Consider the following 16,527-nt stretch of genomic DNA (forward strand, 5'->3'; position numbering starts at 1 on the left):
AGATGCAAAGGCAGGACTTACAAAGCTGGCAGCAGAGTTTTCTGACCCTGCGCTCAAACAAGATGTTTGAAACCGTGGTGATTGCGATTATCGTTATCTCCGCATTGATGGTCGGAGCGAAGACCTATGAGGAGACCAGTCGCTATACGCCAATTCTGAATATTCTTGATTGGGCGGTGACGCTGTTCTTCCTGGTCGAAATCATTATTCGCATGCTCAGCGAACCGCGCTTTCGCAACTTCTTCCGTTCGGGCTGGAATATTTTTGATTTCGTGATCGTGGTTGCCAGTTTGATCCCGGTTGAGAACAGCGAAACCGTGCTCATTGCCCGCCTGCTTCGTGTTTTCCGGGTGATGCGGCTGGTGTCGATGGTACCGGAACTGCGGATGCTGATGAACGCCTTGCTAAAAGCCCTGCCAAGAATGGGGTATGTGGCACTGTTTATGTTTATTATTTTCTACATTTACGGGGCCGTCGGTAGTTTTCTGTTTCATGATATCAACCCGTTCTACTGGGAAAATATTGCAATCTCGGTGCTTACCTTATTTCGTATTGCCACCTTTGAAAGCTGGACCGCGATCATGTACGAAACCATGGAGGTTCACCCATGGTCCTGGATTTACTATGTCTCCTTTATTTTTCTCAGTGCTTTTATTTTCCTCAATATGATGATCGGTATCGTGCTGGAAACGATGCAAAAGGAAAGTGCTGCGCATGATATCGAGCAGGGTGAAGGCGAAGCGGCGGACATCAAAGCGTTACGTCAGGGCGTCGATGATATGCAAACCCAGTTGCAACGTATGGAGCGGATGCTGACCAAGCAGCAGACGCCTTATGACAGCAAATAGCGCCGTTTGCGCTATACTGAAGCCAGTTCAGTGGACCGCTATTTAAGGTAAATAATAATGTTGAAACAGACCCTTAGAACAGTATTTAAATATTTCGGCGGGGCGTGCCTGTTGGTAGTGGCGGCACACGCCGAGGCTCAGAATATCGTGTTTACTAACGTCCATGTTGTACCTATGGATGAGGAACAGGTGTTAAGGGATCATGCGGTTGTTATTAGCGACGACAGAATTACCTCTGTGCTGCCAATGGACGAATTTCAGCCGCCGCACGATGCAACTCTTATCGATGGAGAGGGGCGTTACCTGCTGCCGGGTCTAAGTGAAATGCATGGTCATGTGCCGCCTCGGCAGAGCGAGCAATTTCCTCAGCGTTATCTTGACGATACGCTATTCCTGTACCTCGCTGGTGGGGTCACCACAGTGCGCGGCATGCTTGGACATGATGATCAGTTGCAACTAAAAGACGAGGTTGCAAGCGGCGTCCGTCTTGGCCCGACCTTATACCTGGCGGGGCCAAGTTTCAACGGAAACTCGGTGCAGTCGCCTGAACATGCGCGGCAAATGGTGCAGCAGCATAGCGAGGCAGGGTGGGATCTACTGAAAGTGCATCCCGGCCTGGAACTGGAAGAGTTTACCGCGCTTGCTGAAGAAGCAGAACGGCTGGGTATGGCGTTTGCTGGCCATATTCCGCAGTCAGTACCGTTGGACCGTGCCATGGAGTTGGGCATCCGCACTATCGATCATTTGGATGGTTATCTTGAATTTATTGATGCACTTGACCGGGTAGCGAGCGACGAAGAACTACGCTCGCTAGCCGAACTTACTAAGCAGAGCGGTGTAGGGGTGGTGCCGACGCAGGCATTATGGGCGACCCTGATTGGCGCCGCCGATACTGAACAATTGAGCCAGTATGATGAGATTCGTTACATGCCTCAGTCAGTTGTAAATGGGTGGCAACGTTATCTGGATAATGCCGCTGAATCGCGGTATTACAGCGGAGATAATGCCGCAGTTCATCAGCAAAACCGACAACGGTTATTGCAAATCCTGCATCAGGAAGGGGTCGAAATCCTGATGGGGACAGATGCGCCACAGGTTTACAGCGTCCCGGGGCTCGGTCTTAAGCATGAGTTGGCGATGATGGAAGCGGCAGGGCTGACACCCTATGAGGTGCTACGTACCGGCACAGTCGCGGTCGGACAGTATTTTCAGGACAAGGACACCTTTGGTCAAATCCGGCCTGGCCACCGGGCCGATTTGCTCCTGCTAGCCGATAATCCACTAGTGGACCTGTCTACACTCAGTCACCCTGAAGGCGTCCTTGTGCGAGGCCGTTGGTTAAATCGGGACGAGCTTGATCAGGGGTTAGCAGAGATTGAGGCCGCTTATCAAGGCGACTGAATCCGTTCTGTATTCGCTGGTTACGAGCCTGACCCTGGCATTGACCGCCTGCTCTCAGTCAGATGTCAGTCTTGAAGACCACAGCGAGCGGAACGCTCACATCCACCGCACTCATGCGGTGGTAACCGCAAACAAACATGCCAGTGAGATTGGTCGCGAGATTCTGCGTGCCGGTGGCAACGCAATGGATGCTGCGGTCGCCAGCCAGATCGCACTGACCTTTGTTGAACCCCATGAAACCGGCCTCGGCGGTGGTGGTTTTATGCTCTATTTTGATGCCGAAAGCGGCGAGCAGTTTATGTATGACGGCCGTGAGACCGCTCCGGCTGCTGCCGAAGAAGACTGGTTTCAATGGTGGGGCTGGCCGCTGCATCATTATCTGGCGGTTACCCGGGGCCGCTCGGTCGGTGTGCCGGGTATGCTGGCGATGCTATACAAGGCGCATCAGGATCATGGCCAGCTAGAGTGGAACGAGCTTTTTACCGCCACTATTGAGCTGGCTGATGCCGGTATTCCGATGCCGCCGCGACTGCAGCGGCAGATGGCGGCGGACAGAACCCTGGGTTGGTTTGGTGACGTTAAAGACATGTTTGAAACCTCGCCGGGCAGCGACGAACCCCGATTGCGTAACCCGGAACTTGCCGCCACCTTAAGTCGCCTTGCCGCAGAGGGGCCAGATGCATTTTACCTTGGTAGTATTGGCGACGCGTACCGCGCCCGCGCCGCTCAGCGCTGGCCGATGCGAGGAGAGCTGACTGCGAAGGACTTTGCCTCCTACGAAGCGGTTTTACGCGACCCGTTATGTGGTGAGTATCGGGGCTGGCGCATCTGCAGTGCTGCGCCACCATCGTCCGGTAGTATTACCATGCTGCAGATTCTGGGTATGCTGGAGCCTCACGATGTGGGTTCGATGCAACCGGACAGCCCTGAGTTTATTCATTTATATGCGGAAGCAAGTCGGCTGGCATTTGCTGACCGTCAGTACTATATCGGTGATCCGGCATTTGCGACGGTGGACGGCGGTGCATTGGTTAACCCTGACTATCTGGCGCAGCGTTCGCGCCTGATCCGCTCCGGTCGCGCAGCTCGGCAAGCCAACCCCGGTGAACCTTATGGCCGGTTGGAGATTGATGATGCTGAACCGGTGCGCGAAGACGATGAATATGGCACCTCACACTTAAGTGTGGTCGACAGCAAAGGCAATGCAGTGGCGTTAACCGGGTCTATCGAGGCGCCTTTTGGCAGTCGCATGGTAGCCGCTGGCTTGATGCTGAATAATCAGCTGACTGACTTTGCCTTTGAACCGACCTTAAGTGACCGCCTGTCACCAAACAGGGTTGAACCGGGTAAACGCCCCCGCAGCTCAATGGCTCCGACTTTTATTTTTAACGCGGAAGGTGAACTGACGTACATCCTAGGTTCACGTGGTGGCAGCCGGATTATCGGGTATGTCACCAAAACCGTGATAGGTATTATTGACTGGCAATTAAGCCTGCAGCGTTCGATTGACCTGCCCAATCTGCTGCACCGCGGCGAACGGCTTGAAGTAGAACAAGGCACGAATCTGCAAGACAGGATCGAGGCACTTGAAGCGCTCGGCCATAAGGTCGACCTGGAAATACTCGACAGCGGCGTGCATGGTATCGAACGGGTAGACAACGGTTGGCGCGGAGCGGCGGATAAGCGGATGGAAGGGGCTGTTTACGGCGATTAGCCATAAACAGCCGCAGAGCGCTATTCGGGCTGCTCTTTAACCTTCTTTTTCGCCGCGTTACTAACCGTCGAACCGCTGATGATGGCGTTGCGGATTTCGTCCATCTGGTCGAGTTGCCCGGTTGGCTGGGGAACCATAATAACGGTACCTTCTTTGCCGATTGACTCCAGGGCGTCGACGTAGTTGGTAAAGGTCAGCAAATAGACGACGTGTTCTGCACCAATGCCATTCTTTTCGTCGACGACCATGTCAATCGACTCGCGCAGTCCTTCGGCGATGGCCTTGCGTTGACCGGCAATACCTTCACCCGCAAGGATCTTCGACTCCCGGTCCGCTTCCGCTTTCTTGACGATTTTGATCCGCTCAGCTTCGGCTTCGTGCTCTGCCGCGCGGCGCTCGCGTTGCGCCGCATTGATACGGTTCATGGAGCGTTTAACGTCTTCATTCGGGTCGATATCAGTGACCAGAGTATTGCGAATGCGGAAACCGAATTCTTCCATCGCCTGTTGCAACTGGTCCATCACAACATTCGAGATCTCGTCTTTGTTATCAAAGACATTGTCCAGTGTCTGGCGCGGAATTTGAGCGCGGACAACGTCGTAAACATACGAGGTGATCTGCTCTTCCGGGTCGTCTAGCTGATAAAAAGCATTGTAAGCCGCTTCGGCGGACTCAACAAAATACTGCACACTGACCCGGGCAATCACAAAGACATTGTCAGACGTTTTGGTTTCAATGCTGACGTTCAGTTGTTGCACACGTAACGACTGCTTGTGCGAGATTTTCTCCACGAATGGAATAATGAAGTTAAGGCCGGGTTCAAGGGTGCGGGTGTATTTACCAAAGCGCTCCACCAGGGCCACGTGCCGATGCGGAATTAACCGAACCGACATCGCAAGAATAACAAGTATCGCAAGTGCAATAATTGCGTACTCAAAAGGTAAATTTTGCATAAAGCCTCCAGCTGTTTGCGGACCAAATAATATTGTACATAGCTTGTTACGATTTAGATTAGCATTCTATGTCGGTTACGATAGGTTTAATGCAATCCAACGGGCGATTGATTAACGATTGATAAGGAGTCAGCGTTGAGCAGGTTTAAACGAATTAAAGCAGATAAAAAGCAGTTGATAGCGCTAGCGCTGGTTATCGTGCTGATTGTCTGGTTGATATCAGGAACTTTGCGCAGTGCCCGTGACGAGGCTCCGCAACCTAATGAAGAACAAGCCAGTGAGGAAGTAACCCGGGTCCAGGCACAGTGGTTCACGGCAACGAGCTACCAGCCTCAGTTACCGGTTCAGGGACAGCTCGAACCCTGGCAACAGGTTTCGCTGCGGGCTCGCGTCGCTGGCGAAGTACTCAGTTTGCAGCAGGCAGAAGGCAGTGAAGTTGAAGCGGGTGAGGTGCTATTGCGAATCGAAGCCGAGGACAAAACGGCCCGGCTTGAGCAATTGCTCGCTGATCAGGAGGTTGCCGCTGCTGAATTGGCTGCTGCTCAACGGTTGCAGCAGGATAACCTGATTGCACAGACCGAACGCTTGCGTTTAAGTGCAGAGCTGGCGCGAGTCGAGGCGGAATTGAAGATGGCGCAGCTGCAGTTAGAATACACTGAGCCGAAAGCGCCCTTTAACGGAATCTTTGACCGCCGTTTAATTGACCCTGGTGAATACGTGGATATTGGCCAGGAGCTGTTAATTTTTGCTGATGTTAGTCAGCTAAGAGTCAGCGCCAGCATCCCTCAACAACGCATTAATGAAGTCCACCGCGGTCAGCAGGTTCAGGTCGAGCTGCTTGATGGCACCCGGCTCGAAGGCGAAGTAATTCATACCAGCCGTATTGCGGACCCGCAAACTAGAAGTTTTCATATCGAAGTAAAAGTAGCCAACGACGCAAAAGCCGCAGCAGCCGGAGCGAGTGCTAACTTGCGTATTGCCTTGGATGCGACCGACGCGCATCAAATTCCTCCATCGCTGTTGCGTCTGGATGGCGACGGGCGGACTACAGTGCGCTTGCTCGACGACCAGCACCAAGTTGCTGAGCGTACTGTGGAAATATTGAGCATGGGACGAGAGTCGTTGTGGGTCAAGGGGTTACCGACCAGAGCGCTACTTATTACCCAGGGTGCCGGGTTCGTTGAGCCAGGGGATAAGGTCGACGCACAGATAGTCGATAACGAGTAGTGGAGACGGAGCATTGGAATTACTAATACGAGCCGCCCAACAACGTAGTAGAGCAACCATTCTGCTGTTCGTTATTCTGTTGGCTGGCGGTTTATTTGCGTATCAGACTATCCCCAAGGAAGCGAATCCGGACGTTCCTATCCCGATCATATACGTCTCCATGGTGTATGAGGGGGTCAGCCCGGAAGATGCGGAACGTTTGATGGTGCGGCCAATGGAGCAAGAGCTTCGATCGATAGAAGGCTTGCGGGAAATGACCGCCATCGCCGGGGAAGGGCATGCCTCGGTAACACTCGAGTTTGATGCCGGGTTTGATTCCCGCGCGGCGTTGCAGGACGTTCGCGAGAAGGTCGACCGTGCCCGCGCATACATTCCCCAGGAAGCTGAAGAGCCCAGTGTACATGAAGTGAATGTGGCATTGTTTCCGGTGCTGTCGGTCGGCTTATCCGGGCCGATCTCCGAAGAGGAGCTGATCCGCACTGCGCGGCTGCTGAAAGAAGAAATAGAAGGGCTTACCGAAGTTCTCGAAGTGACCATAGGTGGTGACCGCGAGGATCTGCTGGAAATTATCGTCGACCCGCAGGTGCTCGCCAGTTACAACATTGTTTACAGCGAATTACTCAGTCTTGTTTCGAACAACAACCAGTTGGTCGCCGCAGGGCGCCTGGATATGCAAAGCGGTAGCTTTTCAATCAAAGTGCCCAGTGTGATTGGAAGCGTAGAAGATGTGCTTTCAGTGCCGGTCAAGGTCGATGGCGATAATGTGGTTACGTTTGGCGACGTGGCACGGCTGCGGCGTACCTTCTTTGACCCGGAAGGCTTTGCTCGTATTAACGGCCAGCCTGCGGTGGTGCTGGAGATCTCAAAACGAACTGGTTCCAATGTCATCGATACGGTGCGCAATGTACAACAGCTGCTCGAGGATGCTGGCGAGGTGATGCCGGAAGACTTGCAGGTTGATTATATTCTTGATCAGTCGAGTGAAGTCGAGCAGATGCTATCAGAGCTGCTCAACAATGTGATGACCGCGGTTATTCTGGTGCTGATCATTATCATCGCGACCATGGGCGTGCGTTCAGCGTTGATGGTAGGCCTTACCATCCCCGGTGCATTTCTGGCCACCATTCTGGTGCTTTTAACCATCGGCTATACGATGAACATTATTGTGCTGTTTGCGCTTATTCTGGTCGCCGGGATGTTAGTGGATGGCGCCGTGGTGGTCTGTGAACTGGCCGACCGGAACCGGCAGCAGGGGGATGACCCTTACGACGCCTGGGCGAAGGCGGCAAGCCGCATGGCCTGGCCAATCATTGCGTCGACCGCGACCACGCTGGCGGTATTCGTTCCCTTGCTATTCTGGCCTGGGGTGGTCGGGGAGTTCATGAAGTATCTCCCGGCGACGGTAATTATTGCGTTAAGTGCCTCCTTGGTAATGGCACTCATATTTTTACCTACGCTGGGCGCCATTTCAGGGGTTTCCCAGGCCCGGCAAGAGGCTGTTGAAGGGCGCTTTACCCATTGGTACAAGTCGTCTTTAACCCGCGCCGTGACAAGGCCGTGGTGGGCGCTGGGCGGAGTGCTGCTGGTTATTGCTGCGATATATGTGTTGTACGGGAAATTTAATCATGGCGTCGAGTTCTTTCCTGCGGTTGAACCGGAATCGGCTCAGGTGGTGGTGCGCGCACGCGGTGACTACTCGGTCTATGAAAAAGACGCTATGGTGCGTCAGGTCGAACAGCGCCTTGCGGATCTGACTGAAGTACGGGCGCTTTATGCACGCTCGATAGCGGCACCAGACTGGAATGCCGGTGTCGACACCATAGGGATTTTGCAGTTTCAGTTCATCGACTGGCACCAACGCCGGCCTGCGCGGGAAATACTCGCTGAAATGCAACGACGCACTGCGGATATCCCTGGACTGGTGCTCGAGTTTCGGGAACAGGAACAGGGCCCGGGTGAAGGGAAACCCTTTCAGCTGACGGTGAGTGCGATTGAACCTGAGATGATCAATGACCAGGTCACTCGTATTCGCGCGGCGATGGATGACATTGGGGGCTTTACGGATGTGGCCGATGATCGCAGCCTGCCGGGCATCGAATGGCGAATTCAGGTGGATCGCGAAGAAGCCGCCCGGCTTGGTACTGACGTGCTGACAGTGGGCAACGCGGTGCAGTTAGTGACCAATGGTATTTTATTGGCGCGTTACCGTCCCAGTGATGCAATTGATGAAGTAGACATCCGTCTGCGCTTCCCCGAGAGCTGGCGTCATATCGATCAGCTACGACAGCTCACGGTACAGTCGTCACGCGGGCAGATCCCGATCGCCAATATGGTCGAGCTTGAAGCGGCGCCTAAAGTAGGAACACTGCGACGGATGGACGGGCGGCGCGCGGTGACCATAGAAGCGGATCTGGAAGCGGGGTATCAACTGGATGAGCGCCTGCAGAGTCTGCAGCAGGAAGTTCTCAATGAGTTGCCGGATGGCGTATTTATCTCTATCGGCGGTGAAGGCGAAGACCAGCAGGAGGCGGCGCAGTTTTTGATGATGGCGTTCCTGGTGGCTATCTTTCTGATGACCTTGATCCTGGTGTTGCAGTTTAACAGTCTGTATCAGACCTTCATTGTGCTGTCGGCCATTTTACTGTCAACAGCCGGTATTCTTGGTGGGTTACTACTGAACGGACAATCGTTCGGCATCGTGATGGTTGGCATGGGCATTATTGCGCTGGCCGGGATTGTGGTGAATAACAATATTGTATTGATTGACACCTACAACGAATTCCGTGGACAGGGCAAAAGTGCGGTAGAGGCCGCGATTGAAACTGGCACGCTGCGTCTGCGGCCAGTGCTGTTGACCGCGATCACCACGATTTTGGGGCTGATGCCGATGGTGCTCGGGGTCAACGTCAACCTGCTGGAACCAAGTCTTGGCATCGACGCGCCGTCTACGCAGTGGTGGACTCAGCTCTCCAGTGCCATTGCTGGTGGTTTGGCATTCGCCACGGTCCTTACCTTACTGTTAACCCCTGTGCTACTGGTTTTGGGCGCGCGTTTTAAAGAGCGGATTCGACACTAAAACTAGCGGATATAGGTTTTACTAATGTGACGAAATTCGTCAGTAGCGCTTTGCTGAAGCCACTCAAAGGCCACCATCTCGCTACTGACGACAACGCAGCCAGCATCCCGCATGCGCTGTAAGGCCAGTTCTTTATTGGTGGAATTGCGCGAACCGACTGCGTCTGCCACCACGAAGATCTGAAAACCGGCAGCCTGCATGTCGAGGGCCGTTTGTAATACGCAAACATGGGTTTCGGTGCCGGTTAGAATAACCTGTGGCCGTTTTAACGCTTTCAGGCAGGTAGCAATATCGTCTTCGGCGAAGGCACTGAAATGGGTTTTTTCCATTACTTCAGCCGCTTTCACCAGCTCCGTCAGTTCGCTCACCGTGTGGCCGAGCCCTTGCGGATACTGTTCAGTGACGATCGCGGGCACGTCCAACTCAGCAGCCACCTGCAGCAACCAGCTGTTGCGCTCTATAATTGCCTGACTGTCGGCAATGGCGGGCGCCAGGCGTTGCTGGATATCAATCAGCAATAGAAAACTGCTGTGACGATTGATTAATGCGGCATGTTTCATGGCGCCTCCGGCGTTGTCTTACGGCTGAAATGAACGTCGCGATAGTAATTAGTCGGGTAGAGTCCTACCTGCGTCAGTACAGGACGCAGGGTGAAACGTATATTCAGACCTTCGACCTTGCCTTCAGCGTCCATACTAAAATAGACGAACTTCTCGCGTTGTGCGCGGTTGTGGTAACTGGCCCGCCAGGTATTGTGATGCCAGTGTTCAAGATCGAGCAGACTTTGCCCATCATTCCACAGGTGCAGCGACAGGCCGCCGTTGTCATTGACATAGACTTCAATCTCGCCGTAGAGGTCATCAACATAGCGGCCAGCCATTTGGGTCAGGGTGAAACTTGGCTGTGTGCCTGTCTGGCGATTCGCCTCTATGCGCTCGCGCTCTTCCATGGCCTGGTCGAAGCGGGCCTGGTAGGCGTCGAAGTACTCTCGTTGCCAGTCTTTGACAGGCAACTCAGCGACCCGATCAATGATTTCATTGACCACAGCGGGACGGTAGTTTTCAAAGGTATTGGTCATCACAACGATGCCGAGATCAAGCTCTGGAACCAGGGTTAAGCTGGTATTGAAGCCGTCGGTAGCACCACCATGAGAGGAGGTAGCGAGTCCGCGATAGCTGTTCAGCGTCCAGCCAAATCCGTAGGCTCGCACGGGTTCATTGCGGTCGCTTCGGGAAAGCGCGATCTGCGGTTGATGCATCTGTTGCATCGTTTCTTCACTTATCAGCCGCTCCCCGGCATAGACCCCAGGTTCACCGAGCTGTAAACGGATCCACTGAGCCATGTCATGAGCGCTGGTATTGACTGACGCGGAAGGGCCAACATTGTCGAAATTCCGTCGTTGAATGGGAACAATGTCGCCTTCAATATACTGATGTGGCCAGGCGATATTGTTATCGTCGGCTGTGAACTGGGTGATTGAGGTGTTGCTGCGCGCCATGTTCAGTGGCGCAAACAGACGCTGGGCAATAAAATCATCCCAGGACATGCCCGACACGGCTGCAACAATTTCCCCTGCGGCTGAATACATCACGTTGCTGTACACATAACGGGAGCGGAACGCTGCTTCAGGCTCAAGGTGGCGCATTTGCCGGATCACGGTTTCGCGGCTGGCGGTTGGCATGTAGCGCAGCTGGTTACCGGTCATCCGACCAACGCCGACCTGATGGCTTAACAAATCGCGGATGCGAACCTCATGAGTCACCCAGGGGTCACTTAACTGGAAGTAGGGTAAATGGTCAATCACGCGGTCATCCCAGTTGAGTTTGCCTTCATCGACCAATATCGCCAACGCTGCTGCGGTCATCGCCTTGGTGGTTGAAGCGACGCCGAACAGGCTGTGCGGGTTGACCGCCTGTTGTTGCTCAAGGCCGAGCACGCCAAAGCCTTTGGCGTAAATGACTTCGTCATTTTGGACGACGGCGACCGCCATGCCGGGAACCTGCCACTGAACGCGACCGCGTTCGATGTAGTCATCAAGACTGACCCTGCCATCCGGGTTAAGCTGGGAAGCGGCCTGGGTTGCAGCCGGCAGGCAAAGCACCGCGGCGGTACTGGCAGCAACGACAAGCTGGCGCATGGCAGAGTGAAAACTAGCGATGGAGCGGCGGGATGAACTTAACATGGGAGGCCTTTTAGTAACGATTAATAAAAAACGTGGTCACGGAAGTACTTGCAACCGGCAAGCTGGCTGAAATAGTATCGAGCTTTTAACCACGAGGTACGCCGTGAAACTTGCGACCCTGGGGCCACCAGGCACTTATTCTGATGTGGTTGCGACTATGTATCAGCAGCAACCCGGCGTCGTCTTCGGTGCCAGGCTGGTCTACTACAGTCATCTGCAACGCTGCCTGCAGGCTTTGCCCGATGAAGCCGACTATGCAGTGGTACCTATAGAGAACATATCAGAAGGCTTCGTACCTGTCGTGCTGGATTATCTGGTCACTGCCGATCTGCATATTGTCAGCGAGCACTACCAGTCGATTGAATTCAGTGCCTGCGGGGCGGTGGGGGAACTTTCTGAGTGTAAGCGCTTGTATGTGCAGTTTGTTGCCAGCGGCCAATGTCGGGACTTTATCGATGCACTGGGTGATGTGGAGATCCTGACGACGCAAAGCAACAGCGAGTCACTGCTACTGGCGGCGGAATTCGGTCAGGGGGCGATGGCCATTGTGCCGAACCATTTATTGGCCGATGCAGCGGCGGATACTATGCCTTGGCGGCAGACTAACGTACACGACTACAGTCACAATGCCACCCGGTTTTTGCTGCTGGCACCCGGGCCTGCTCAGGTTGAAGACGTTATTGTAGAGGACGGCGTAGCCCGTAAAACATCGCTGATGGTGATGAATGACAATGACCGTCCGGGTTTGCTTGAGCAAGTGTTGCACTGCTTTTCGACCCGGCGTCTGAACCTGTCATCAATTGTATCGCGACCCACTGGCCAGGGGTTTGGCCAATACCATTTCTTTATGGACGTCGAAGCGAGTCTGAACAATATCGCCATGCAGGGCGCGCTGCGGGCGTTGCAACAAATCACCCGGGTCAAAGTGCTCGGCTGTTATGGCTAGAGCTGAACGTCGTATTACAGGCGAATTCGATGGCCAAGTTCCAACACGACGTCGCGCTCCCAGCGTGACTCCAGTTGCGCTTTCAGCTGCAACGCCTGCTCCGGCGACAAGGGTGCCGCTGCCAGCGTTTCAGCTCGAAGGACGATAGTATCCTGGCTCAGACTAACATCGACATTGACCAGACGTACCTCAACATCAGATAACAGAAACACCCGTTGCGCCGTGTCACGCTCGAACTGCCAGTGCTGATACATGCCGGCAAACGACAGCGACAGAGGAATGGTAATCAGCACAATCGACACCGCGGTTATTGCCAGACCCCGCTTGGCGCGCTGAACCGGGGCGAAGCCAAGAACGAGAAAGGTAATGACCGCGGCGCCTATCACGCCGACTAAGTTGGTAACAAACAACAGGCCTGCCCCGTAGACCATGTCCCAGCGCCACCAGCCGAGCCCGATGCCGACCACACAAAGGGGTGGCACCAGCGCCACGGCGATCGCCACCCCCGGCAGACTGCGCATCACCGAGCTGCGGGCATAGGCATAGGCGCCTGCGACACCACAGGCAATCGCGATGCCTAAATCGAGAATGGCAGGTTGCAGCCGGCCCTGGATCTCCGGGGTTATCTGCTCAATCGGGAACAGGCGGGCGATGATCGCGGCAGTTGCCAGTGATAAGCCAATCCCTATACCAATGGTCCGCGCCGACTGGGCAAATAAATTGCCTTCACCGCGCAGAATCGCCATCGCCGCGGAGACCAGCGGCGCCATTAATGGCGCCAGGATCATCGCCCCGATGATCACCGCCGCGCTGTTCACGAACAGACCCATCGCCGCAACCATGGTGCTAAGCATCATTAATGCCACGTAATCGGGGCTTGGGGTCGCATTGTCGCGCAGCTGAACAAAGGCTTCTTTAAAGTCATCTTCCAGGGCATGGGTGAAAAACGGCAACCGACGACTAATATTGGCAACCCGGGTTTCATTCTGTGGCAGGTTCTCGATGCGCATGGTGTCTTTGTTATCATCCCGGGCCAAATGCATGTCGTGGTAGGCGTCACTCATGTTAATGCGCGCGGCACGCGGAAACATGGTCAGCTCAATGGTGCTCGCTTTACGGGGTCGTCCATCGAGGTAGAACTTTAGTGTTTGCGCGGACTCAATGGTCAGTGTATCGGCTTTGATATAACTGAGCGCGGCTGGCAGGCGTTGTAACGAGCGACGCTTACGGCTCAGGGTGGCAAAAATAAAGGCCAGGTACTGGACGATGGATTTAGGCGCAATAACAATGGCCGAGAAACGCGCATCCTGTGCCGAGAGACTGGTATTTAGGAGACGCGCCGCACCACCTTGCAGATCGTTTTCAAACGCAATAAGCCCGGTGATAACGGTGCGGATTTTTTGTTTGCGTGTGGTCGAAAGAACCACCGGCACCGCTCTGATAGAAAACAACGTCTGGATACTGGACCAGAGTAATGCCAGCCAATAGAGTGAAAAACGCCAGGCGGACTGGTTTCGGCGCAGATAAAGGCTGCTGCGTTGATTAAGGAATGGTGTTTCACCCAGGTTCATGGTCCCGAGCACAATTTCATCATTGCAGCGCAGAATGTCGAGTGCTTCCGGGTCATTCTCAAAGGCCAGACGGATAGCGTCGCTGGTTTGTTTGGGTAGCTTAAACCACTGGCTCAGCATGAGCCCCTTTTCTAACGGGACTAAGCCTAACGAAAAGTTTAGTGTTTTAGCTAAGTCGATGAATTCACGAACATTCATGTCGGTGACCAGGGCCACCACATGGTCCGCCTGGTCACTGTAATAACCGGGACGCTGGAGAAAGTCGTCGAGCTCAGCATCGATTAACTCGATTTGATGGGTCAGGGCAAAACTATGGATGCTTTCCAGCAACGGAAACTGATCTTTGGGGTACACGACCAGTGCTTTCTCGACATACCTGGTGTTATTTTTTTCCGTGGTCATCTGATCTCTCCGTTAGCGGGTAAATCTTTGCCTAAAATAGTCGGCGCAGCTGGAGTCCGTGGCTTAGAATAGGGTAGCCTTAACCACTTTGTGTTTGCTTAGCTCGCTTGCGGACTGTGTTGAATGTTACGAGGAGCCACCAATGAAGTCATCTTTATTTATTGCCAGTGTTGTTACCGGGGCGATTCTTGTCAGCGCCTGTGCCACCACCCAAGGCCCCGCACCCGGCACCAGTATGCAGGTTCGGCTGATGCAGACCACGGATCTGCATGCCTATATGAAAGGCTATGATTACTTTGCCCAGCAACCGACCAGCGACTACGGACTCGCTCACACGGCGGTCCTTATTGAGCAGGCGCGCAGTGAAAGCGCCAACTCGGTGCTGATTGATAACGGCGATGTGATTCAGGGCTCAGCGCTGGGCGATTATGTCGCTGGCGAAGGGGTTTCCTACTTAACGCAGCAGACTCACCCGGTGATTGCTGCGCTCAACACCCTGCAGTATGACGTCGCCAACCTGGGTAACCATGAATTCAACTTTGGCCTCGAATTTCTGCAAGCGACGCTTTCCCAGGCAGATTTCCCGTTTATTAGTGCGAATACCTTTATAGCCCCGAGCGCAGAGAGCAGCGGCAAACAGGACGTTCCTTTTGGCTCAGCCGAGCCGTTGGTCGAGCCTTATGTCATTTTGCAGCGTGACTTTGTTGCCAGTGATGGTCGCACACATCAACTGAATATCGGTGTGATTGGTTTTGTGCCTCCGCAGATCATGAACTGGGACGCCCATCATCTGGACGGTAAAATCCAGGTTCAGGATATGGTCAAAGCGGCCGAACACTATATCCCGTTGATGCGAGAGCAGGGGGCCGACATTGTGGTTGCGGTTCCGCACTCGGGGTTGCAGAACTTTGACCATTATCCGCAATTTGCTGAGCAGGCCAGTCTGCAGCTGGCCAAAGTAGCGGGCATTGACGTCATTTTATTTGGCCATCAGCACCGCGTATTTCCAGGCGCAAGTGATTATGATGATTTACCCGGCGTCGATAACGATGGCGGCTATATTCATGGGGTGCCAGCGGTACAGCCGGGTTACTGGGGAAGCCACCTCGGGCTGATAGATTTGCAGCTGCGTTACGACCAGGGCTGGCAGGTTGCGGGCAGTCAGGTGAGCCTGCGTGAAATCGACGAACGTACTCATGCTCAGGTGGATGCCAGCGTGGCAAACGCCCACAGCGAGACACTGCAACGCTTAAATCAGCCTGTGGCGTCGTTGCAAACCCCGTTACGGAATCATTTTGCAATGGTGACCCCGGAGCTGACGGTGCAGTTGATCAATGAAGCGCAACAGACGCATGGCGAAACACTGCAACAACAGGGCATTCTACCCACAGACTTACCGGTTTTAAGTGCTGCCGCACCCTTTAGAAACGGCAGTCAGGGGTCTTCTGATTACACCAGTATTGCAGCCGGCGAGCTTACGTTGGGCAACCTGAGTGACCTGTATGTTTACCCCAATACCTTGCAGGTGGTGCGGGTGAATGGCGCTCAGTTGCGCGACTGGCTGGAGATGAGCGCGCGTGCCTATGAACAGATCAGTATGCAACCGGAGAGCAACGAATGGCTGCTGAGAGAGGATGTCGCGAGTTACAATTTTGACATTATCCGCGGTGTTACGTACGAAATTCAGCCGCACCACCCAGCACGTTTCAACGCCGACGGTGAGCTAATCCATCCACGTCATCACCGGGTTTACAATTTGCGGTATCAGGGACTGCTGGTTTCACGGGACGACGAATTTTTAGTCGTCACCAATAACTACCGGGCCTCAGGGGGCGGTAACTTTCCTCATCTGGATGGTAGTTTAACGGTGTACCAGAGTGCCGAGCAGACTCGTCAGCTGGTAGCAGATTATTTGCGCCGGCAGGCAGCAACGAATGAGGGGGTCCTGGCCCCAGAACTGGATATACACTGGCACCTGGCGTTGCCCCGTGGTGCTCGTGCCCTGATGCAGTCGGCGGGAAGTGCAGCGGCGCGCGAAGAGGCCGCCCAGTTGCGTGATATCGAGCATTTACCAGACTACCATGACCATGAATTCGGCGAAGGGTTTGCAGTCTATCGGGTGCTCCCGTAGGAGCCTGACAGCACCCGGAGAAAGGCAGTGCGCGCGTACTTGCCGCCGCGCTATGCTCGGCGTATGCTAAAACAAA

At 54.2% G+C, this 16,527-nt stretch carries 11 protein-coding genes; 7 read left to right on the top strand and 4 right to left on the bottom strand.

Annotated features, from left to right (window positions below):
- Window positions 1–2 precede the first annotated feature (2 nt).
- From CWE14_RS04355 to ggt, 3 genes are read left to right on the top strand one after another with little or no spacing between them, the layout of a single operon-like run.
- The gene (locus tag CWE14_RS04355) at window positions 3–848 is read left to right on the top strand and encodes an ion transporter (RefSeq protein WP_126798273.1); all 846 of its coding nucleotides are present in this window, start codon (window positions 3–5) and stop codon (window positions 846–848) included.
- 57 nt (window positions 849–905) lie between these two features.
- Window positions 906–2,249: an amidohydrolase family protein gene (locus CWE14_RS04360; protein ID WP_126798274.1), complete on the top strand. Its 1,344-nt coding sequence runs from the start codon at window positions 906–908 to the stop codon at window positions 2,247–2,249.
- Window positions 2,224–3,963: a gamma-glutamyltransferase gene (ggt, locus tag CWE14_RS04365; RefSeq protein WP_126798275.1), complete on the top strand. Its 1,740-nt coding sequence runs from the start codon at window positions 2,224–2,226 to the stop codon at window positions 3,961–3,963. Before CWE14_RS04360 ends, ggt begins: the two co-directional genes overlap by 26 nt.
- A 20-nt stretch (window positions 3,964–3,983) precedes the next feature.
- On the opposite strand, the gene CWE14_RS04370 is transcribed toward ggt, so the two are convergent.
- Complete coding sequence (locus CWE14_RS04370) at window positions 3,984–4,916, bottom strand: SPFH domain-containing protein (protein WP_126798276.1); 933 nt, start codon at window positions 4,914–4,916, stop codon at window positions 3,984–3,986.
- 135 nt (window positions 4,917–5,051) lie between these two features.
- Here CWE14_RS04370 and CWE14_RS04375 point away from each other — a divergent pair, with 135 nt between their 5' ends.
- Together CWE14_RS04375 and CWE14_RS04380 are read left to right on the top strand one after the other, a co-directional pair.
- Window positions 5,052–6,143 (top strand): efflux RND transporter periplasmic adaptor subunit, encoded by a 1,092-nt coding sequence (locus tag CWE14_RS04375; protein WP_157981777.1) that lies wholly within the window; start codon window positions 5,052–5,054, stop codon window positions 6,141–6,143.
- 13 nt (window positions 6,144–6,156) lie between these two features.
- Window positions 6,157–9,219 (top strand): efflux RND transporter permease subunit, encoded by a 3,063-nt coding sequence (locus CWE14_RS04380; RefSeq protein WP_126798278.1) that lies wholly within the window; start codon window positions 6,157–6,159, stop codon window positions 9,217–9,219.
- 2 nt (window positions 9,220–9,221) lie between these two features.
- Here the strand turns inward: CWE14_RS04380 and CWE14_RS04385 are convergent, their stop codons facing one another.
- Window positions 9,222–9,779, bottom strand: a complete 558-nt coding sequence (locus tag CWE14_RS04385; protein WP_126798279.1) for a hydrolase — start codon at window positions 9,777–9,779, stop codon at window positions 9,222–9,224.
- Entirely contained in the window at window positions 9,776–11,401 is a 1,626-nt protein-coding gene (locus tag CWE14_RS04390) for a serine hydrolase (protein ID WP_126798280.1), read from the bottom strand. Before CWE14_RS04390 ends, CWE14_RS04385 begins: the two co-directional genes overlap by 4 nt.
- A 103-nt stretch (window positions 11,402–11,504) precedes the next feature.
- On the opposite strand from CWE14_RS04390, the gene CWE14_RS04395 reads away from it, so the two are divergent.
- Window positions 11,505–12,347: a prephenate dehydratase gene (locus CWE14_RS04395; protein WP_126798281.1), complete on the top strand. Its 843-nt coding sequence runs from the start codon at window positions 11,505–11,507 to the stop codon at window positions 12,345–12,347.
- A 14-nt stretch (window positions 12,348–12,361) separates the two neighbouring features.
- Here CWE14_RS04395 and CWE14_RS04400 read toward each other — a convergent pair whose 3' ends face one another.
- Window positions 12,362–14,320 carry a DUF389 domain-containing protein gene (locus CWE14_RS04400; RefSeq protein ID WP_126798282.1) on the bottom strand — a complete coding sequence of 653 codons (1,959 nt, stop codon included), beginning with the start codon at window positions 14,318–14,320 and terminating at the stop codon, window positions 12,362–12,364.
- 142 nt (window positions 14,321–14,462) lie between these two features.
- On the opposite strand from CWE14_RS04400, the gene CWE14_RS04405 reads away from it, so the two are divergent.
- Window positions 14,463–16,451, top strand: coding sequence for a bifunctional 2',3'-cyclic-nucleotide 2'-phosphodiesterase/3'-nucleotidase (locus CWE14_RS04405; RefSeq protein WP_126798283.1), 1,989 nt, complete (start codon window positions 14,463–14,465; stop codon window positions 16,449–16,451).
- The last annotated feature ends 76 nt before the right edge of the window (window positions 16,452–16,527 follow it).

It is taken from the genome of Aliidiomarina soli (assembly GCF_003986975.1).
Classification (GTDB): Bacteria; Pseudomonadota; Gammaproteobacteria; order Enterobacterales; family Alteromonadaceae; genus Aliidiomarina; species Aliidiomarina soli.